The sequence below is a fragment of the Agarivorans sp. QJM3NY_29 genome, assembly GCF_050870835.2.
GTDB lineage: Bacteria > Pseudomonadota > Gammaproteobacteria > Enterobacterales > Celerinatantimonadaceae > Agarivorans.
In genome coordinates this window covers 2,478,225-2,498,042 of the sequence record NZ_CP194036.2, presented here as the reverse complement: position 1 = coordinate 2,498,042, position 19,818 = coordinate 2,478,225, and the positions used below count along the sequence as shown (strand labels likewise).

19 protein-coding genes are annotated in these 19,818 nt (G+C 41.9%); 4 read left to right on the top strand and 15 right to left on the bottom strand.

Translation table 11 applies throughout. The features are described 5' to 3' along the window. Entirely contained in the window at nt 1–1,197 is a 1,197-nt protein-coding gene (locus ACRRS0_RS11460; protein ID WP_432453079.1) for an amino acid ABC transporter permease, read from the bottom strand. 72 nt (nt 1,198–1,269) lie between these two features. Continuing rightward, nucleotides 1,270–2,295, bottom strand: coding sequence for an amino acid ABC transporter substrate-binding protein (locus ACRRS0_RS11455; RefSeq protein WP_432453080.1), 1,026 nt, complete (start codon nt 2,293–2,295; stop codon nt 1,270–1,272). Nucleotides 2,296–2,811: 516 nt separating this feature from the next. On the opposite strand from ACRRS0_RS11455, the gene cobB reads away from it, so the two are divergent. Continuing rightward, entirely contained in the window at nt 2,812–3,513 is a 702-nt protein-coding gene (gene cobB / locus ACRRS0_RS11450; RefSeq protein WP_432453081.1) for a Sir2 family NAD+-dependent deacetylase, read from the top strand. An 11-nt stretch (nt 3,514–3,524) separates the two neighbouring features. After that, nucleotides 3,525–4,289, top strand: coding sequence for a glucosaminidase domain-containing protein (locus tag ACRRS0_RS11445; RefSeq protein WP_432453083.1), 765 nt, complete (start codon nt 3,525–3,527; stop codon nt 4,287–4,289). Nucleotide 4,290: 1 nt separating this feature from the next. Here ACRRS0_RS11445 and ttcA read toward each other — a convergent pair whose 3' ends face one another. The 11 genes from ttcA to ccoN all read right to left on the bottom strand — a co-directional run bounded on the left by ttcA (nt 4,291) and on the right by ccoN (nt 14,119). Continuing rightward, a complete protein-coding gene (ttcA, locus tag ACRRS0_RS11440; protein ID WP_432453084.1) occupies nt 4,291–5,187 on the bottom strand; it encodes a tRNA 2-thiocytidine(32) synthetase TtcA in 897 nt (298 codons plus the stop codon). A gap of 82 nt (nt 5,188–5,269) precedes the next feature. Further along, a complete protein-coding gene (uspE, locus tag ACRRS0_RS11435; RefSeq protein ID WP_432453085.1) occupies nt 5,270–6,202 on the bottom strand; it encodes a universal stress protein UspE in 933 nt (310 codons plus the stop codon). A 136-nt stretch (nt 6,203–6,338) separates the two neighbouring features. Next, nucleotides 6,339–7,085, bottom strand: coding sequence for an FNR family transcription factor (locus tag ACRRS0_RS11430; RefSeq protein ID WP_432453086.1), 747 nt, complete (start codon nt 7,083–7,085; stop codon nt 6,339–6,341). 68 nt (nt 7,086–7,153) lie between these two features. After that, on the bottom strand, nt 7,154–7,822 hold the full coding sequence (locus ACRRS0_RS11425; protein WP_432453087.1) for a sulfite exporter TauE/SafE family protein: 669 nt from the start codon (nt 7,820–7,822) through the stop codon (nt 7,154–7,156). Continuing rightward, nucleotides 7,803–7,985, bottom strand: a complete 183-nt coding sequence (gene ccoS / locus ACRRS0_RS11420; protein WP_432453089.1) for a cbb3-type cytochrome oxidase assembly protein CcoS — start codon at nt 7,983–7,985, stop codon at nt 7,803–7,805. Before ccoS ends, ACRRS0_RS11425 begins: the two co-directional genes overlap by 20 nt. Further along, nucleotides 7,985–10,369 carry a heavy metal translocating P-type ATPase gene (locus ACRRS0_RS11415; protein WP_432453090.1) on the bottom strand — a complete coding sequence of 795 codons (2,385 nt, stop codon included), beginning with the start codon at nt 10,367–10,369 and terminating at the stop codon, nt 7,985–7,987. The genes ccoS and ACRRS0_RS11415 overlap by 1 nt, the downstream gene beginning before the upstream one ends. Continuing rightward, a complete protein-coding gene (locus ACRRS0_RS11410) occupies nt 10,359–10,841 on the bottom strand; it encodes a FixH family protein (protein ID WP_432453092.1) in 483 nt (160 codons plus the stop codon). The genes ACRRS0_RS11415 and ACRRS0_RS11410 overlap by 11 nt, the downstream gene beginning before the upstream one ends. An 82-nt stretch (nt 10,842–10,923) precedes the next feature. Continuing rightward, complete coding sequence (ccoP, locus tag ACRRS0_RS11405) at nt 10,924–11,892, bottom strand: cytochrome-c oxidase, cbb3-type subunit III (protein ID WP_432453094.1); 969 nt, start codon at nt 11,890–11,892, stop codon at nt 10,924–10,926. Continuing rightward, nucleotides 11,889–12,071 carry a cbb3-type cytochrome oxidase subunit 3 gene (locus tag ACRRS0_RS11400; RefSeq protein ID WP_432453095.1) on the bottom strand — a complete coding sequence of 61 codons (183 nt, stop codon included), beginning with the start codon at nt 12,069–12,071 and terminating at the stop codon, nt 11,889–11,891. The genes ccoP and ACRRS0_RS11400 overlap by 4 nt, the downstream gene beginning before the upstream one ends. Before the next feature lie 10 nt (nt 12,072–12,081). Then, nucleotides 12,082–12,684, bottom strand: a complete 603-nt coding sequence (ccoO, locus tag ACRRS0_RS11395) for a cytochrome-c oxidase, cbb3-type subunit II (protein ID WP_432453096.1) — start codon at nt 12,682–12,684, stop codon at nt 12,082–12,084. Between the two features lie 10 nt (nt 12,685–12,694). Further along, nucleotides 12,695–14,119 carry a cytochrome-c oxidase, cbb3-type subunit I gene (ccoN, locus tag ACRRS0_RS11390; protein ID WP_432453097.1) on the bottom strand — a complete coding sequence of 475 codons (1,425 nt, stop codon included), beginning with the start codon at nt 14,117–14,119 and terminating at the stop codon, nt 12,695–12,697. A 488-nt stretch (nt 14,120–14,607) separates the two neighbouring features. On the opposite strand from ccoN, the gene ACRRS0_RS11385 reads away from it, so the two are divergent. Continuing rightward, nucleotides 14,608–15,681, top strand: coding sequence for an HD-GYP domain-containing protein (locus ACRRS0_RS11385; protein ID WP_432453098.1), 1,074 nt, complete (start codon nt 14,608–14,610; stop codon nt 15,679–15,681). 89 nt (nt 15,682–15,770) lie between these two features. Here ACRRS0_RS11385 and ACRRS0_RS11380 read toward each other — a convergent pair whose 3' ends face one another. Further along, the gene (locus tag ACRRS0_RS11380) at nt 15,771–16,127 is read right to left on the bottom strand and encodes a YibL family ribosome-associated protein (RefSeq protein ID WP_432453099.1); all 357 of its coding nucleotides are present in this window, start codon (nt 16,125–16,127) and stop codon (nt 15,771–15,773) included. Between the two features lie 206 nt (nt 16,128–16,333). On the opposite strand from ACRRS0_RS11380, the gene ACRRS0_RS11375 reads away from it, so the two are divergent. Further along, nucleotides 16,334–17,629 carry a tyrosine-type recombinase/integrase gene (locus ACRRS0_RS11375; protein ID WP_432453100.1) on the top strand — a complete coding sequence of 432 codons (1,296 nt, stop codon included), beginning with the start codon at nt 16,334–16,336 and terminating at the stop codon, nt 17,627–17,629. Between the two features lie 216 nt (nt 17,630–17,845). On the opposite strand, the gene ACRRS0_RS11370 is transcribed toward ACRRS0_RS11375, so the two are convergent. Continuing rightward, the gene (locus ACRRS0_RS11370) at nt 17,846–19,690 is read right to left on the bottom strand and encodes a hypothetical protein (protein WP_432453101.1); all 1,845 of its coding nucleotides are present in this window, start codon (nt 19,688–19,690) and stop codon (nt 17,846–17,848) included. Nucleotides 19,691–19,818 lie beyond the last annotated feature (128 nt).

Sequence of the window (19,818 nt, the reverse complement as noted above, 5' to 3'; positions counted from 1 at the left end):
TTAACGCTCCACTAAAGCCATTTTTTTATTGTACAGATTCATGAGAAAAGACGTGGTAATACTGATGGTTAAATATACTGCCATCGTTAACGCAATTACTTCAATCGCTTGACCTGTTTGGTTGAGAGTCGTTCCCATAAAAACCGATACTAAATCCGGATAACCAATTGCCGTTGCCAAAGAGGAGTTCTTGGCTAAGTTTAGATATTGACTGGTTAAGGGTGGGATAATCACCCGCATGGCTTGCGGGATAATAACCAACTTAAGCGCCTGAGTTCTAGTGAGCCCCAAAGACTCTGCTGCCTCACTTTGCCCTTTGCTGACCGCTGATATACCGGAGCGAACGATCTCTGCGATAAAAGTAGCTGTGTAAAATGTAAGTGCCACTAATAAGGCCGCCAGCTCAGGAATCACGACCATCCCACCGCGGAAGTTAAAACCTTTTAATGCGGGGTAATCCAAGCCTATGGGGGCCCCCATCGCAAAGAAAACCACTAAAGGAACCAATACGATAACGGCTAAAGATACCAATAGGGTAGGAAAGGGTTGTCCGGTTAACACCTGACGCTTTTTAGCCCATCGGGCCATCAAGAAACATCCAATCACAGCAATCATGAAGCTGATGACAACAACATTGGATCCAGCTTCCATTATTGGCGAGGGTAAATATAAACCACGGACATTTAAAAATAGAGCGTCGCCGACGTTAATACTCTGTTTCGGACTTGGTAATGCACGTAAAACCGCAAAATACCAAAAAAAGATCTGAAGTAATAAAGGAATGTTACGTAGTGTCTCAATATAAACAGTCGCAACTTTTGCGATGAGCCAATTATTCGAAAGTCGAGCGACCCCCATAATAAAGCCCAATATCGTTGCAAAAATTATCCCGAGAACTGAAATAAGAATAGTATTGAGCAAACCAACAATGAAAGTATCACCAAAAGAGTGGCTTTCGTCGTATTCAATTAGGGTTTGAATAATACCAAAACCAGCGGTTTGGTTTAGAAAACCAAAACCGGTTGTAATACCACGTTGCTCTAAATTAAAAAGAGCATTGCTAATAATGTAATAAAAAAATCCGATTACACCAATTACAACAATAATTTGGAAAACTAGCGCTCTTACGTTGGGATCAAACCAGATCTTACGAAGACTGTTTGCTGAGTTATCCTTGGTAGAAGGATGAGCAGCCATATAAATCAACCTAGTGTGGAAGTTAAATGAAAAGAGAGCAGGCTAGGCCTGCTCTAAGTTATTACGATGATATTAACGAATTGGCGGCGCGTATTGGAAACCACCTTTGCTCCATAGCGCGTTCACGCCACGAGCGATGCCTAATGGAGAACCTGAACCTACGTTTCTTTCAAATGACTCACCGTAGCTACCTACTTGCTTGACGATGTTATAACCCCATTTGTCATCTAAACCCAAGCCTTTACCTTTTGGACCTTCTAGTCCTAAGATACGACGAACGTTAGGATTAGTTGATTTCAGCATGTCATCAGCGTTGGTTGAAGTTAATCCATACTCTTCGGCATTGACCATTGCAAATAATGACCACTTAACAATATTCAACCATTGGTCATCACCTTGACGAACCACTGGGCCTAAAGGCTCTTTAGAAATGATCTCAGGTAGTACCATTGCGCTATCAGGTTTAGCTAATTTAATACGTAATGCATATAATTGTGATTGGTCAGAAGTTAATACGTCACAGCGGCCAGCTTCAAACCCTTTAACGGTTTGGTCAGAAGTATCAAATACAACAGGAGTGTATTTCATGCCATGCTCGCGGAAGTAATCCGCTAAGTTCAATTCAGTCGTTGTACCAGATTGGATACAAACCGCGGCGCCATCAAGCTCTTTCGCACTTGATACACCTAGTTGCTTACTGACCATGAAGCCTTGACCATCATAGTAGTTCACACCAGCAAAGTTAAGACCTAGAGAACTATCACGAGTCAGAGTCCAAGTTGTGTTTCGTGAAAGGATATCGATTTCGCCGGATTGAAGCGCAGTAAAACGTTCTTTCGCAGTTAAAGGTGTGTACTTCACTTTAGATGCGTCGCCTAGTACTGCGGCAGCAACTGCACGACAAACGTCTACATCCAAGCCTTGCCAATTACCAGTTGCATCTGGATTAGAGAATCCAGGTAAGCCGGTGCTTACACCACACTGCAAAAATCCTTTACTTTTAACACTGTCTAATATGCTATCAGCAGCACTCGCATTAGCAGCGAATGCTAAAGCAACAGCTGCCACAGCGGCTTTAATATGTGTGTTTTTTAACATGTTTTCTTCCCTGTACAGTTTGTCATTTGTTTATGTATGTACAAATCTCAAGATTTAAAAGAGATATATCCAGAGCCAATAACAACATAAACATTCAAATATTCGCTGTCAACAAAATTGTAACACTGAAATTCGATGCTTATGCCGAATAAGTGACCATAAGCGAAAAATTATTCACTATAAATGAATATAGTCTCACCTACATATTTTGCTCAAAAATCCATATTTTATTTGCGCTAAGTCAATTTTAGCACAAGTCCCTTTAATACTCTGATTTAACTGTTACTAACTTGCTAAAAGCGAGAAATGTTGCATAAAGCACAATTGCTTTCTTAACTTAGTTAGAGTAACTAGATATTTAAAGGACTGTCGAGAATAATACTACAAATTATGTTAAGGCTTGGTAACTTTTCACCATCCTATGTCACATTACAACTTAAGTCTGATGGGGAAGGGCGCGGCGATATTATATATTTATGAATTATTATTTGGTTCTCGGATTAATAGAAGATGAATATGAGAAAAAATATCGTGGTGTTGACTGGTGCCGGAGTATCTGCTGAATCGGGGATCCAAACGTTTCGCGATGCCGACGGTTTATGGGAGAAACATCGAGTAGAAGATGTTGCAACACCTGAAGCTTACATTCGAGATCCGGACTTTGTTGATCAGTTTTATAACTTACGCCGTCAGCAATTGCAGAATAAAATAGTTCACCCCAACGCGGCTCACTTTGCGTTGGCGGAATTAGAGCAACAAGAAAATATAGAATTGCTGCTGATTACTCAGAACATCGATGACCTGCACGAACGAGCAGGCAGCAAAAATGTTTTACATATGCATGGCGAGTTATTAAAGGCTCGTTGCCCAGTCTCCAATCAAACCACCGAATGGAAAGGGGATCTTGGTAAAAATGCATTGTGTACTTGCTGTCAGTTCCCAGCACGACTTAGGCCTCATGTCGTGTGGTTTGGAGAAATGCCCATCGGCCTTGACAAGATTTACCACCGACTTAGCCATTGTGATATATTTATTGCGATTGGTACCTCTGGACACGTTTTTCCAGCAGGAGGCTTCGTTCATGAAGCGGCTAGTCACGATGCAAGAACTATAGAATTAAACTTGGCCCCATCGGAAATGCAGAGTGAATTCGCTGAACGCTATTATGGTCCCGCTAGCGACTTGGTACCTCAGTTTTTGGGGCAATTATCACCTTAAAGAGAAACTGCTTGAAAAATAAAATATTAACGGCGTTGTTACTGTGCGCCTTAGTTGGCTGTGACAAAACACCGCAACAAGATCCTTCCGCCTTCGCTAAGGCTAAATTGCCTAATTTCCAATCAATAAGTGATGTTACAGAGAAAAAGCAGGCTTTTACTGATTTTATTTTGCCATTAGTTGATGTCAACAACCAACAATTACGAGAGCTTCGCCAACAACTAATTGGGTATCAAGAGTCTGCTTCAAACCACAAATTAAATAAGACTAAACTTAAGCGTGTTGAGCAACTGGCCAAAACATATCGGGTAGCGTTTGATTCTGATATCAATCGTGTTTTACAGCAACTATTAATGAAGGTTGATGTGATCCCGTCTGCTTTGGTTTTGGCGCAGGCAGCAAATGAATCGGCTTGGGGAACGTCTCGATTTGCTCGAGAAGGTAATAATCTGTTTGGTCAGTGGTGTTATACAAAAGGCTGCGGTTTGGTTCCATTAAGCCGGGTTAGTGGAGCCAGCCATGAGGTCCGAAAATTTACTTCGGTGTATCAATCGGTGAGCGCATATATGTTGAACCTCAACAGTAACCCTGCCTATTCGGATTTTCAGCAGTATCGACAGCAAGCGCGACAAACCGGTGCGCTTAATGCCATCGATCTTGCTTCACACCTTACAAATTACTCGGAACGTGGCGAAGCTTATGTCGAAGAACTAAAGAAGATGATACAAATTAATCAAAAATTATGGCCATCTTCTATCGCTGTCACTTCAAGCTAGATTACAATTCGACGATCTGAACAAGACTTGAAGATGGTTGGACTGCTGGACTGGTGTCCAGCTCAGGCTGATCAAATCCAATATCCCCTCCATCAATAATGCCACTATTACGGTCAATCGATTTAAAATCAAATTGTTGATGGTCAAGTAGATGAGAAGGGACGATATTTTGCACCGATCTAAACATAGATTCTACTCGTCCAGGGAACCTCTTTTCCCAATCATTGAGCATCTGTTTTATCGCTTGGCGCTGCAAATTTTCCTGAGATCCGCATAAATTACATGGAATAATTGGAAAGTTTTTTAATTCCGCATAACGTTGCATATCACTTTCTTTGCAATAAGCCATCGGTCTAATGACCACATGTTTACCATCATCACTCACTAATTTGGGCGGCATTGTTTTAAGCTTCCCGCCATGAAACATATTTAGAAAAAGGGTTTCTAAGATGTCGTCGCGATGATGGCCTAAGGCGATTTTTGACGCGCCTAGTTCAGTTGCAGTACGGTATAAAATGCCACGACGTAAGCGTGAACATAAGGAACATGTTGTCTTTCCTTCAGGTATTTTGTCTTTTACGATGGAGTAGGTATCTTCTTCAACGATTTTATATTCAATACCTAAACTTGAAAGATATTCTGGCAAGATATGTTCTGGAAATCCCGGTTGCTTTTGGTCTAAATTCACCGCAATCACATCAAAATCGATCGGAGCATGGGCCCGAAGGTTCAGCAAAATATCTAACATGGCGTAACTGTCTTTACCACCAGATAGACAAACCATCACTTTGTCTCCCGCTTCTATCATGTTGTAATCGGCAATCGCTTGTCCAACATGACGACGGATCCGTTTTTGTAGTTTGTTATGGTTGTACTGTTGTTTTGCTGTAAATGACATGTCGTGTTCCCAATGAAAAAGCGGGGCTATTATATATCCCCGCTAACACGACGCAACTATTTAAACGACGCCTTATTTGGCGTTATTTTTGAAATGGACTCACAAAATTATCTGGTTTAAGTGCCAAAAGATCACAATCTAATTGATCAATTACGTGCTCAGCGGTGTTGCCGATCAAAGCTGCGCTAAATCCACTTCGACCAGAAGTACCCAAAATAACAATTTCAGCATCAATATTGTTAGCGACTTCTGGAATAACATCATCTGGTAAGCCTTCTTCAAGGTGTGTTTTCACTTCATGTTCAAAGTTTTGTTTTACAAAATCAGCCAAGGCTTTTTCGTGAAACTCTTTCACATTTTGGTTGTATTTTAAAGGATCAAAATCGGGTAACTCTATAGCGATATTCACTGGTGCTGAAGGATAGGCCGTTACGACATGAGCTGAAGCATCTAATAGATGACACAGATCTTTAGTTTCGTTGGCGATATTGAGATTAAGTTTATGATGATCTTCGTTTTCAGAACCAGCATGAATCGCCGCCAAAATTTTACCTTTGGTGGGCCATTGATGTTCTTTCACCATTAATACTGGAGTGGGGCATTTTCGTAAAATATGCCAATCATTTGGCGTGAAAATAATTGACTGTAAAGTTGGGTGCGGATGAGTCGCTTTAACCACTAAATCGTGACCAAAATCTAACACCTCTTGAATCACGCTTTCGTACAGGCGATTGTTCCATATCACTTTGGTTTCAACTTCAATACCATGAGTCTGGGTATTAGCCACGATATCTTGAAGCCAAACGTTACGCTCTTCGATCACCCCAGAACGCATCGCTTCACGTTCTTCAATCGAGAGCATTGAAGTCATCTCATAAGAGAAATCATAGATAGTGAGTAGCGCTTTGATCTTGGCTTTATCTTCTTTGTTTGCTAAGAAAACAGCACGAGACAATGCCGCTTGAGAGTCGTGTAGGGGATCAATTACCACCAATATATTACGATACTTAATCATAAAGCAGCTCCTAGAATTTGTCTGGAATAGCTACTTAACTTTAGCTCATATTGTTGAAAATATATTAGAGGTGGTTAACACTGACCTCATTATTATGCAGTTGATTGATATAAATCAGGTCAGTGTTTTTAATAGCTTAGCTTGGTTTCGTGCCGGCCAAATGACGAAGCGCGTCACGATCGGTAATTGAAATATATTTACCCTTTACAGCGATCATGTCCGCTTTTTGGAAACGACCTAGGAGTCGAGAAATAGTCTCTACAGTTAAGCCCAAGTAGTTTCCGATATCGCCTCGAGTCATGGTTAAACGAAATTCGCGCGGAGAAAAACCACGTTCTGAAAAACGTTGTGATAAGCCATAAATAAAAGCAGCTAAACGCTCTTCTGCATTCTTTTTACTAAGCAACAAAATCATTTCTTGATCAGCGACAATTTCGTTGCTCATTAAACGCATCATTTGCCGACGCAATTTGGGCATGCTTGCAGAAAGTTCATCCATGGTATCAAATGGTATTTCACAAACCATTGATGTTTCAAGGGCTTGAGCGAAACTGGGATGGACTTGATTATTAATGGCATCAAAACCTACTAAATCTCCCGCTAGATGAAAACCGGTGATTTGTTCGTCGCCTTGCTCGGTGATTGTATAAGACTTAATTGTGCCCGAGCGAATAGCATACAAGCTTTTCAATTTGTCACCAGCAGCAAAAATTTCTTCGCCTTTTTGAATTGGTTTTTTTCTTTCAATAATGCTGTCTAAGCGATCGAGCTCAGTTTCATTTAATGAAAACGGGATACACAATTGTGCAATACTACAATCTTGGCAATGGATCTCACATCCACCGGTTTGGATTCTTTGATTGGCTTTTGGGTTAATGCTCATACTCAAACTATGCTACTGGAGTTCGAGGCAATTCTACTCTTTCTGTAAGTCATTTTCTATAGTTATTGCTACAACAATGTAACAACTTGATATAGTCCTAAACTAAATACCATTAAGCCGGAACAAATCTGTAGATAGCGGTTGGCTAATATTCGAGTGAGTTTTTGGCCCAACATCACGGCGAGCAACATCACACTGAAGGTTCCTAAACCAAAACAGAACATCACAATCGCCCCATTAAACCAATTTGCCTGGCTAGCACTTAAAGTCAAATTGGAATAAACCAAACCACAAGGTAGCCATCCCCATAACATGCCCAAAGGTAAGCTGGCCAAAGGATGTTTAATCGCCATTACCTTACTCGCTGTTGGTTGAATTTTACCCCACAATCCCCGGCCTAAGGCTTCAATCGGCGAAAGTACAGAAAACCAACGGGTGAGATGGATCCCCAGTAGGATCAACATAATGGCAGCGAGCCATTGCAATAAGAAAAGTAACTGGAATGAAGAATGAACCAGACTTATAGCCTGAAAAGAACCAGCAACAAAGGCGCCTGCTATTGAATAACTTATAATTCGCCCAAAGTTAAAACCTAGGCTAAGCAAAAATTTTGAGCTATTGTCGCTCACTCGGCTACCGAGTATACAAGCGATACCACCACACATCGCAACACAGTGGCTTGCTCCAAGTAAGCCGGTAATAAAAGCAGCCAAGTAATCAGATTGCATCGTTGTCATGCTGTTTCTTGCTCTTGTCAGAGCTTTTTTCATCAAACAATATATTTACGCCCTGACGATCCAAATCTTCAAACTGCTCACTTTTAACCGCCCAAAAAAAAGCGCCGATCCCTGCTGCTATAAAAATTAAGGCGATAGGAATTAATACAAAAATGATAGACATTATTTATTTAGCCTTAAGGAGTTAGTTAAAACTGCCAGCGAAGATAAAGACATCCCAATAGCGGCCATGTATGGCGTCACCCAACCAGCGGCGGCTAAAGGCAAGATAAGAGCATTATATCCCAGCGCCCAAGCGAGGTTTTGAGTAATAATTGTTTTTGTTCGCTTGGCAAGGTCAATTGCCGTTAATAAAGTGCACAGCTTACTGCCCAGTAGAACTGCATCGGCACTAGATTTTGCAACATCCGTCCCCAAACCCATGGCAATCGATAGCGGTGACGCAGCTAACACGGGGCCATCATTCACGCCATCGCCCAACATCAGTAAGTGGGGATAATGCATACATTTTTGCTGCACCAATTTCAACTTATCTTGAGGCAGGGCACCGCTCATCACATCATCGATGGCAAGTTGCTCTGCTACAAACGCAACTTGTCCTGAGTCATCACCAGTTAACATGGTTAAGCTAATGCCTCGTTTACGAAGACCTTCTGAAAATAGTTTAGCATCTGCCTTTATTACGTCGGACAAATAAATGCGTGCCGCAAGCTGATTGTCACAGCACAAAACTAACTCTAACATTCCGGGTTGATGAATGGACCTTTGCTTGCAGAAAGACGCTTTGCCAAGCGTGAAATGGCGACCCTCAATGCTTCCTTCTAATCCCAAGCCTGTATGGTGTATAAGTTGAGTAGCATTCAAATCGTTGAAATGTGCAAAAGCTTGGGCAATTGGGTGAGAGCTTTGTCTTTCTAAAGCACCAGCGAAGTTCAACACCTGCAGTTTTGTAAAACTAGGCTCACAAATAACTTGAGAGATGGTTAAATTGCCTTCGGTCAGAGTCCCAGTTTTATCTGAGACGACGGTGGTCAGTTTGGCTAAAGTTTCTAATACGTGTCCTCGCTTGACCAATAGACCATTCTTTGACAACTGATGCGTCGCAGCAGTCAATGCGGCAGGGGTGGCTAACGATAAGGCGCAGGGGCAGGTTGCGACTAATACTGCAAGCGTGATCCAAAAGGCGTCTTGTGGCGAATAATAGTGCCAAAAAGTATAAGTTGCGGCCGCAATAAGTAATAAACCAAAAATAAAGTAACGTGCAACCTGATCTGCAATGGTCGCTATTTTAGGCTTTTCGCTTTGCGCCTGTTCTTGTAAGCGTAATATATTTGCGACAAAGGTATTCTGAGCCACTGCCCGAACCCTTAAGTGAACCGTTTGCTCGTGATTAATCGTGCCCGCATATACCCTATCATTTAAACGTCTGTTTACCGGTAAAGATTCTCCAGTAAGCGAAGACTCATCGAAATCACTTTCGCCAAAGCAAATATCACCATCAGCAGCGACCGCTTCGCCCGGCATGATCACAATACGCTCACCAACTTTTAATTGGCTTGCTGCGACTCTTTCTTGACTGCCATCATCGCGTAAACGCTGTGCTAACTTAGGGATCAACTTCAATAGATTGGAACTGGTTTCACTGGATTTTCGTCTCGCTCTAAGTTCCAGCAAACGACCTAATAATAAGAAGAATGTAAACATTGACACCGATTCAAAATAAACCTCTCCGGTTCCTTTCAAGGTGGCATAAAAAGAGGCGCTATACGCGCTTAGTAACGCAATGGAGACTGGAACATCCATATTCAGCGTCTTGGCTTTTAAACTGCGATAAGCACCAAAGTAAAATGGTTGAGCAGAAAAAAGCAATACCGGCGTTGCCATAATTAGGCTCACCCAACGAAAGTAATCCCGATACAGCAAATCCATTTCATCAAAAAAATCGCCATACAAGGCAATTGCAAACATCATCACCTGCATACTCGCAAGGCCCGCCACTCCGAGTTTAAGTAGATGACTGCGGTAAAGCTTACGGTCTATCTTTTCTTGTTCATCCGTTTGAAAGGGAGTGGCTTGATAACCAATATGCTGAACAGCATTTAACAACTGACTCAGTTTTACTTGTTGGTCGTCCCACAGCAACGTGGCGCGTTGCGTGGTAGAGTTCACATGAATTTTGTGAACCCCATCCATTTGTGATAACTGTTTCTCAATTAACCATGCACAAGCGGCACAACTAATACCTTCGATAGACAGCAATACTTCTTTATATTGTTCAGTATTTGCAACAAACTCTAATTGAACGTTCTCATCATCATATTCGAGCATCTTCATCAAGGCACTTGGCACCAGATCTTGCGCGCTGGGCGCTGCTGCTGTGCGATGTTTATAATAATCTTCTAAGCCACTATCGATGATGGTTTTAGCAACTGCGGCGCAACCCTGACAACACATTGGTTGTGGCTTGCCCAAAATCATTACATCTAGCTTAAAACCTTTAGGAATTAATTCATTACAATGAAAACAGTGACTCCCTTTATTGGCCATCAATCTCTTCTACCTTATACAGCGGTAGTTGTAGTTCTTCTTGTAAACGCCAGCTATCGTCCATTGGACTAACACTAATAAACCAGCGACTATCATCGGTTAAGTCATCCCCAAAACGATATAAGCCATTTGCATCGGCGGTCACAATATAGTTGCGATCGTACTTAGCTAAAGTCTTATGGGCTAAAGCTATTTTTAAAGGTTGGTTTTTAATCGTATCGGGTAGATCTATGTTCAGAATAAGACCTGAAGCAACTTGGCTTAATTTCGCTGTAATATTTAGTTCTTGTGCTCGGTGAAGCAAAGAAAGGTCAGCGTTAATGGCTTTACCTTTTTTATAATAAGACTCAACCACCAGGTCGTTGTTGCTTGTCAGTGCTAGATACAGAGTATAAAAACTCGCGACAACTGCACACATGGGAAGAGTAATCAAGAACCAAGGCCAAAACTGTTTGTACCATGCTTGTTGCATAAGGATAGGATTCCAGAAATAAGAGGGTTTAAATATAACAAAAAAAGCGACGCGAAAGCGTCGCCTTTAATAAGTTTTTAGTTTATTCAGTTTTAGAAAGCTGATAAACATAAGCAGAAATAAGCTGGATCTTATCTTCGCCTAGAATATCCTTCCACGCAGGCATCACACCGTTACGGCCATAACGTAGGGTTTGTTCAACCGCCCGTTTAGAACCGCCATATAACCAAATGCTATCCGTTAAATTCGGTGCACCGACCGCCTGACCACCAGTTCCATCAGCACCGTGACAAGCGGCACAAATAACGAACCGACTTTTACCATTCGCCGCATCAACGTCATTCACCTTACGTCCCGATAAGCTTAATACGTATGCAGTGACATCTCTGATACCATCGTCACCCAAAACGGCTTCCCAGGTTGGCATTTGCCCTTGGCGACCATTCATGATGGTTGTTTTAATGGTTTCACCACTACCACCATATAGCCAGTCATTATCGGTCAAATTAGGGAAACCCTTCCCGCCACGAGCCGAAGCACCATGACATTGAGAACAGTTTTGTAAGAATAAACGTTGTCCAATCTTAATCGCATCAGGATCGGTTGATAACTCTTCCACGCTGCGATACTCACCAGAATCGTTATATGCAACTTTGCGAAAAACTTCGCCAAAACGTTGGTCTGCTTTACCCATTTCATTGTGGTATTGGTTGGCAACCGTTCCATCATAAGCCGCTTCACGTTGTTGACCTTCAGCGATAGTTTTGATGTCTTTTTCGGCACTTTTCCAACCAAATAGGCCTTCCCAATTTCCTAAACCAGGGTAAAGCGCTAAGTAACCCAATGAATAAATAATGGTTGCAAGAAATAGATAGGTCCACCATTTCGGAAGAGGGTTGTTTAATTCCTCAATTCCGTCAAAGCTGTGGCCCATTGATTCGCCTTCTTTAACCCCAGTATCATTTTTTGTGAAAGTCCTTAATAACCAATAGCATCCAGCGATACTACCTAGGGTTATTACCGTAATCCACACGCTCCAAAATGTTGTCATTTTTTCTGTGCTCCTTCAAAATCCTTTTCGAGCTTAGTTGCCGGTTCATCGGCAAACACTAAGTTAGCGGCCTCAGAAAAATCTTTATTCCGTTTTTTACTATAAGCCCAAGCAATAATGCCAAAGAAAATAGCCATCAAGAACGCAGTGTAAAGGCCACTGAATGTGCCAAAGTCCATAACTAACTCCTTATTTCAGTGCAGTACCTAACACTTGTAGATAAGCAATAAGTGCTTCGATTTCTGTTTTACCTTGAACCGCTGCTGCTGCGCCGTCGATATCGGCATCGGTATAGGGAACACCAAATTGGTTTCTAAATAGGCTTAATTTTTTACTGGTCAATGAGCTATCAACCATATTTTCAGCCAACCAAGGGAATCCCGGCATATTCGATTCTGGAACCACATCCCGCGGATTCATTAAGTGTACATGATGCCACTGGTCTGAATAACGTTGACCAACTCGTGCTAAATCAGGACCTGTCCGTTTAGAACCCCACAAAAAGGGATGTTCCCAAACACTTTCGCCAGCCACTGAGTAATGGCCATAACGTTCGGTCTCTGACCTAAATGGACGAATCATCTGACTATGACAGTTATTACAGCCTTCGCGAATATAGATATCGCGACCTTCCATTTGCAAAGCAGTGTAGGGCACTAAACCTTCAACTGGCTCGGTCGTTTCAGGTTGAAAGATTAACGGCGTAATCTGCACCAAACCACCAAAGCTGATGGCAATAACGATGAAAATAGCAAGTAGGCCTATATTTTTTTCGATTAACTCGTGCTTCATGTTATGCCTCCTATGCCTGCTCGATGGCTTCTAATGAGCCTTTCTCGGCGAAAATAGTCTTGTAGGCGTTATATGCCATAACCAACATGCCAGAAAGGAAGAATAGGCCACCAATAAAGCGGACAATATAGAATGGGTAAGACGCTTGCAGCGATTCAACGAAAGAATAAGTTAAGGTACCGTCTTCGTTGACTGCGCGCCACATTAGACCTTGCATAACACCAGAAATCCACATCGCAACGATGTACAAAACCACGCCAATGGTTGCTAACCAGAAATGCACGTTGATTAATTTAACGCTATGCATGCGACTTTGGCCAAACAACACAGGAATAAGGTGGTAAATACTGCCTATCGATACCATGGCCACCCAACCTAAAGCGCCGGAGTGAACATGACCAATCGTCCAGTCAGTGTAGTGAGATAAGGCGTTCACCGTTTTAATCGCCATCATCGGACCTTCAAAGGTGGACATACCATAGAAAGACAATGAAACAATAAGAAACCGTAAAATAGGGTCATAACGCAACTTATGCCAAGCACCCGACAAGGTCATAATACCGTTAATCATACCGCCCCAAGAGGGGGCAAATAGAATCAAAGACATAACCATACCAAGCGATTGCGCCCAATCAGGTAGCGCAGTGTAATGAAGATGGTGAGGGCCAGCCCAAATATAAATAGAGATTAACGCCCAAAAATGCACAATCGATAAACGATAACTATAAACCGGACGCCCAGCTTGTTTCGGTACGAAATAGTACATCATACCTAAGAAACCAGCGGTAAGTAAGAAGCCTACGGCATTGTGGCCATACCACCACTGCACCATGGCATCAACTGCACCCGCATAAACCGAATAGGACTTGGTCATCGTTAACGGTATGGCAGCATTATTAACGATGTGCAGCACCGCAACCGTGATAATAAAGGCACCAAAAAACCAGTTTGCCACATAAATGTGAGACGTTTTTCTCTTCACGATCGTGCCAAAAAACACGATGCCATATACCACCCATACCACAGCGATTGCGATATCGATAGGCCACTCAAGTTCGGCATACTCTTTAGAGGACGTTAAGCCCATCGGCAAGGTGATTGCGGCTGACAAAATAATAGCTTGCCACCCCCAAAATACGAAGGCGGCGAGGGAACCGCCAAATAACCGGGTTTGACAGGTACGCTGTACCACATAAAAAGAACAGGCCATTAATGCACTGGTACCAAATGCAAAAATTACCGCATTGGTATGAAGTGGGCGGAGTCGGCTATAGGTTAGCCATGGGGTATCGAAATTTAGTGCGGGCCAAACTAATTGCGCTGCAATTAATACCCCAACACTCATTCCAACTATACCCCAAACAATGGTCATTACAGTGAATTGGCGTACAACCGTATAGTTGTAGTCCAATTCTGTGCTAGCTGCTTGGTTCATAAATAGATGCTTCCGTTGCTATTATTATTTGTTAAAGCGAGTTAAATGCGGGTGCATTAACAAAATGGAACGACATGCTAGTTTAACGAATGATTGCGCAGAGTCCTCAAACACCAACGCTAAACTAACCGCAAGATCATACTTGATCGATACAGCAAATAACAGATTGAAAAACTAGTTATTTGCATACCTAAGCCAAATTATTAACAATTTCTTTCCAATCCATGTACTCCATTGATCTAGATCAATAATTATTTTTGGCTTTAAACTCACATCTTAATGACATTAACTGCCAACGAGCATAGTCAGCTCTTAAGCTTATCGCCTCTGCCTTTGTGAATGAATTTTACCCGAATTCATGAAATGCAAAAATTATATACGCTGATAGATTTAACATGAAAGTACCTCATCTTGTTACTGTATTGTTGATTTGATGACTATAGTTTAATTCAACACTTAAGTAGATCCGAATTTTCAGGAAGGGACATATGATTGAAAACCGAGCGACGATTCTGATTGTGGACGATACCCCTGAGAACATTGATGTATTAGCCGGTATTTTACGTGACGAATATAAACTACAAGTCGCTAGGAATGGCGACATGGCCCTCAAAATTGCGGCAAAAGCGAACAAACCAGATTTAATCTTATTAGACATTATGATGCCGGGGATTGATGGCTATGAAGTCTGCCATCGCCTCAAACAAGATCTTACCACGCGCCACATTCCCGTTATTTTTGTGACGGCCAAAATTACTCCTGCCGATGAGCTAAGAGGCCTTGAATTAGGTGCTGTAGACTACATCACCAAACCAGTTAGCCCACCAGTGGTTAAACTAAGAGTAAAAACCCAATTAGCACTGTTTAACCAAAACCGAGAGTTAGACAGAAAGGTAAAATTGCAGACGAGGGTTATTCATGATACCCGTTTACAAATAATTCAACGTTTAGGGCGAGCCGCAGAATATAAAGATAATGAAACCGGTATGCATGTAATACGGATGAGTTATTACGCTAAGATCCTAGCCCTAGCCGCTGGGATGAGCGAAGCGGACGCAGATATGCTCATGAACGCAGCGCCGATGCATGATATAGGTAAAATTGGGATACCAGATAAAATATTACAAAAACCGGGGAAATTAGACTCAGAAGAGTGGGCTATTATGAAAAGCCATGTCTATATTGGCGCCGAGATTCTTGGCAACAACGATAACCCAGAACTAATCGAACTTGCCAGAACCATTGTTCTAAGTCACCATGAAAAATGGGATGGTAGTGGCTATCCTCATGGGCTCACAACAGACTCCATCCCAATTGTCGGCAGGATCGTCGCAATTGCTGACGTATTTGACGCTTTAACATCTGCTCGCCCGTATAAGGAAGCCTGGCCTGTAGCCAAAGCCTTTGATTTACTTGAACGAGAATCCGGTAAGCACTTCGACCCTAAACTTGTCCCCTTATTTATTGCAGCAACCGATGAAATTCTAGAAGTGAAAGAAAAATTTAAGGAATCACCAGTGCATCAGCCTGAAAGCAAACAACAAGCTGACGTGCTTGCGTAAGGGTCGAAGGGAGGCAAGTTAAACTATGTGAGGCAATAACCAAAAGAGTAGGGGACAAAGCAGGATCACTCGGTCCCGAAGAATAAGGCTTAAAACTCTTTAGGCGCAAACCCCGTGACTTCTTTTACTCCCATTTCACGGCCAAGCGTTGTCATAGGGTGAACAACCACTAAACCCTTCACCGACTTCTTAAGCTTGCCCATATCTGCTTGTTCAGTCTTGGTGAGTACGCGACTGTAGGGTAGGCCTTTTATTTCCCCCCCTTTTTTACTCAACTGCTGAGTGTGCTGGCCTTTCACACTTTTCAAGCGTTTATTTAAAACTTCAATGGTGTGATTAAATTGCTGAATCATCACCTTATCTCCGCGCTCATGAGCGGCATTAAGTTTTCGCTTAGCTGAATCCAATTTATTGCTAATTTCTTGGATTTCTTTCTTTAAATTCATTACTGATCTCAATACAAATAAAATAGAACGTAAGACACATAGAGTTATTAGTGGTGCATTATAACAGTTCTAGTCGTTACCATTGTAAAAACATTTGTTTTTAAATCTACCAATGTTTAGACCCTGCATTGCCGATAATGCTATTTATCGGCAATTGCCATTTCATTGATTTTTAAGTAAAATCATTAATTTCTTCGAGACCGCTTATGCTAGAACTACCACCCGCCTTACCTTTATTTGATTCAGTTCATCATCTAGAAGATGGCAATGCTGAAGTGAACCTCTATTTAGCCAACATCACCATGAATGCGGTAAATGACGCGGCTTATGTTTATGAATTTGCTGTTGAGTGGTTGTTGGAGCAGCGTTTTAGCGAAAACAATTACAAAACCTACCGTAGTGAACTCACGACTTTTTTGCATTGGGCTTACAGCGTTGAACAAATCTCGGTAGGAGAAATCAAGCGCCGTAGCTTATCTAAATACATCGATTACTGTTGTAATCCGCCAAAGTATTTGGTGGCTTATCGTAATGTTGCGCAATTTGTACTCGACAAAGAACTAAAATTACGTCGTCCAAACCCAGCATGGCGACCGTTTCTAGGTAAAAAAAAGGACGGTGTCGAACAAAGCTATACTATTAGTGACAAAGCACTAAAAACAAAGCTGGCGATATTATCGTCATTTTATAGTTATCTGATTAACGAAGAATACAGCGAAATAAACCCAGCAATGATGCTGATGAAAAATGGCCGTTTTCGTTCCAGTAGCCAACACCTTGTTAGCCATGAAGATCAAGAAGATATTAAGTCCTTCAGCGACTTGCAGTGGTCTTATGTCATGAGTAGCGCAAAACAACTCGCCAAGATGAATCCATCAGAGAATGAACGTTTATTGTTTTTAGTTAGCCTTATTTACGGCTGTTATTTGCGAATATCGGAAGCTGCAGCGCGACCAGGATTTTCACCTGTCATGGGACAATTTCGCCGAGATAAAAAAACTGGAGTCTGGGGTTTTTTCATTCCTCGCAGCAAAGGTGGCAAAAAAAGAACCGTCGCAGTTTCTAAGCAACTACTTGCAGCGCTTAAACGATATCGCTTATTTCTTGGTTTAACGCCATTACCAGCGCCGAGCGAAGATACACCTTTATTTGTTCGCCACCGAGCGCCAGGTAGAGGTCGCCAAAGTGGACTACTCAATGCGAACCTTGGGATAAGACAGTTGCGCGAACAAATATATATCGTGATCGAGCACGCCGCAGAGATAGCCGAAAAAGATGGCTTTACTCAAGATGCTTTAGAAATGCGCCAACTTACACCACACAGTATTCGTCATACGGGGATTTCTCACGATATTAATTTAGTAGGCCGACCATTGGCGCATGTGCAAGCCGACGCAGGCCACGATAGTATCGAAACAACTTCTCAATATCTTCATGTCTCCCGAGTAGAGCGTCACCAATCTGCAGAACATAAGCCTTTGGATCATTTAGCTGAAAACTGAGAATAACCACACTAGACTCATAAATCGTGTCAGATTACAAACCTACGCCATTAAGGCGCATAATGTATATTATGTTAAATCGTAAATATAAAAACCACCATTAATCAATCTGACGCTTGTCATTATTTATCCTTATGGGTTTTTAAGCTCAGCATGCTAATACTCCCTAGAGCAAGTTTTTCCACTTTAAGTAACTGTACTTAAACCCTTTGGCATCTATATATTCTTAGCTATCAGTGAAGACTTCAGTAATCCACCTTTAGTAAACAATTTTGCAGAGAATTTGGGGGCTCTTCGCGCTTTGTATGCATCTAAGATCTGCTTGAGACCGGAAGCTTCGAGCAAGGAAATATTTACTTCAGTATCCATTTCGGCTGACTCAACAAAGTCATCCGAAAATGAAGGAGCGATGATAAGTACTTGAGCTACACGTTTACCAGTATTTTCACAGCGGTTTACGTAAGCTTTCACCTGGCGAGAAGTAGTTGAGTATTTGGCAAAATCACCGTTTTTGCATGTTTTTGCTTCGCCTACAATTACGTCATCGTCACTTAATGCAATAAGGATATCGGCTTTATCTTTGGCTGTATTAATCGAACGCCGTAAATCTTCGTCTACTTCCAGACCTAGTTGCTCAAAGATGGCCTTGGTAACTTCCTCAAATTTAACGCCAATTTCGGCTTCAGGTAGCTCAATTCCTTGCTTTTTGAGCTCTTGTAAATCTCTACGTGCTAGCACGTCATAGTTGTCTATCAACTTATCTGTCGCATCTGCAAAGCTTTCCAGAATGACGAGACGAGGGTTACCTCGCTTGCTTATGCCCATACTGTCTTTTACATCTTTTACTTCATCATTGGTCAGCATGTACAAAATGTCATGTGGCGTGATGCTTAAAGCTCTAAGCATGTCGACATCAATTTCGTCGTTATTTTCCAGCTCAAACTCTTGTCGCAGGCGTTTAGATAAAGGTGAAAAGTGAGCTTGTAACCCATTAAACAACTCTCGAAATCCTGTTGCGCTAAGCGAATTAAACTCAGCTTCTGTTGAACTATTTAAAGCAGATACGATGAGGTTGGTACGTTCTTCGATAGTCGAGCCGAGTTTATCGACCGTCAAATCGAGATCTACGATGAGTTGTTTGAGGCGCTCCTTACGTTCATTAAGCGCGGCATCAGTGCTAAACAAGTCGCTCTGTAAAAGCTGAGCACACGGTAAACACATATGCATTACGGTGCTTATTTTTTGTAAGCGCTCTACCCCACGGATTCGTTTTCCATGATTTTTAAGGATGTTTGACAGTTCTGCATCGCTGAATGTCCGCAAGATTCTCAGGACATGCTTATCCGCAAGATCTTTACCTAGCATGTTGTTAAGCATGGACACAATTTCATCTGGCACATAGACCATGTGGCGCTTTCGGCTGATAAACAGTAAGCCAATTTCGCGCAATGTGTTTAACGCATCTTGTACGCCAGTCTGGGGAATAGCATTTACTAAATGCTCTAGAGCAGATTTATCGTCGGATGTAATGTCAAGCTTGTGTGCGAGTAAATTTAGGACCCCTCGTTCGTCATCAGTAATTTTCGCTTCACGATTGTTTTTCTCATCGTTTGTGTAAGCTTCGCTGAGACATGAGAAATAAATATCCAATCTTTTCGATTCATCAAAGGCATCTTGCTCACTTGTTCTCTGCATGGTTTCCGCCAACTCTTTAGAACGTTGGTTAATAAGCTTCCACTCTTTTGTGTACAGCGACTCGATCCAGGAAATTCTAGCGATACAATTGCCATCTCGACTTAGTATGTTTACTAACAAAGATGCCTGAACTCCAAGCATTGCCAGCTGCGCTTTGACACTCTTTTCGTAATATGGGAGTACCAATTTGAACAGTTGCGTGATTTCACTACTAGAGGCGTTCTTTATCTGGCCATCTAGGTTTCGGACTCGACGAGCAAGCTCTTTATCGTGCTCTATAGCATCATTACAGATGCGATCAATGAAATTGATAAACTTAGATTTTTCGACTTGGTTGACAGCAGAGAGGATGTTCGCAAGCTTCATACAGAATGTCCTTATTCTTTCATGATTACGCAAACAACAATCTACCACTTTCTATGTGGTTATTGAATGGAAATAAAGGGTTAACACCTGTTATTGAATTTGCATCACAGTCCGGGGGTCGGCAAACA

Excerpts from the sequence above, each read along its gene's own strand:
- ACRRS0_RS11400 (WP_432453095.1), bottom strand. The coding sequence starts at position 12,071 with ATGGACTTTGGCACATTCAGTGGCCTTTACACTGCGTTCTTGATGGCT.
- ACRRS0_RS11380 (WP_432453099.1), bottom strand. The coding sequence starts at position 16,127 with ATGAATTTAAAGAAAGAAATCCAAGAAATTAGCAATAAATTGGATTCA.
- ACRRS0_RS11410 (WP_432453092.1), bottom strand. The coding sequence starts at position 10,841 with ATGCAACAAGCATGGTACAAACAGTTTTGGCCTTGGTTCTTGATTACT.
- ccoO (WP_432453096.1), bottom strand. The coding sequence starts at position 12,684 with ATGAAGCACGAGTTAATCGAAAAAAATATAGGCCTACTTGCTATTTTC.
- ACRRS0_RS11375 (WP_432453100.1), top strand. The coding sequence starts at position 16,334 with ATGCTAGAACTACCACCCGCCTTACCTTTATTTGATTCAGTTCATCAT.
- ACRRS0_RS11430 (WP_432453086.1), bottom strand. The coding sequence starts at position 7,085 with ATGAGCATTAACCCAAAAGCCAATCAAAGAATCCAAACCGGTGGATGT.
- ACRRS0_RS11460 (WP_432453079.1), bottom strand. The coding sequence starts at position 1,197 with ATGGCTGCTCATCCTTCTACCAAGGATAACTCAGCAAACAGTCTTCGT.
- ACRRS0_RS11425 (WP_432453087.1), bottom strand. The coding sequence starts at position 7,822 with ATGACAACGATGCAATCTGATTACTTGGCTGCTTTTATTACCGGCTTA.
- cobB (WP_432453081.1), top strand. The coding sequence starts at position 2,812 with ATGAGAAAAAATATCGTGGTGTTGACTGGTGCCGGAGTATCTGCTGAA.
- ccoP (WP_432453094.1), bottom strand. The coding sequence starts at position 11,892 with ATGACAACATTTTGGAGCGTGTGGATTACGGTAATAACCCTAGGTAGT.
- uspE (WP_432453085.1), bottom strand. The coding sequence starts at position 6,202 with ATGATTAAGTATCGTAATATATTGGTGGTAATTGATCCCCTACACGAC.
- ccoN (WP_432453097.1), bottom strand. The coding sequence starts at position 14,119 with ATGAACCAAGCAGCTAGCACAGAATTGGACTACAACTATACGGTTGTA.
- ACRRS0_RS11385 (WP_432453098.1), top strand. The coding sequence starts at position 14,608 with ATGATTGAAAACCGAGCGACGATTCTGATTGTGGACGATACCCCTGAG.
- ACRRS0_RS11455 (WP_432453080.1), bottom strand. The coding sequence starts at position 2,295 with ATGTTAAAAAACACACATATTAAAGCCGCTGTGGCAGCTGTTGCTTTA.
- ccoS (WP_432453089.1), bottom strand. The coding sequence starts at position 7,985 with ATGTCTATCATTTTTGTATTAATTCCTATCGCCTTAATTTTTATAGCA.
- ACRRS0_RS11370 (WP_432453101.1), bottom strand. The coding sequence starts at position 19,690 with ATGAAGCTTGCGAACATCCTCTCTGCTGTCAACCAAGTCGAAAAATCT.
- ttcA (WP_432453084.1), bottom strand. The coding sequence starts at position 5,187 with ATGTCATTTACAGCAAAACAACAGTACAACCATAACAAACTACAAAAA.
- ACRRS0_RS11415 (WP_432453090.1), bottom strand. The coding sequence starts at position 10,369 with ATGGCCAATAAAGGGAGTCACTGTTTTCATTGTAATGAATTAATTCCT.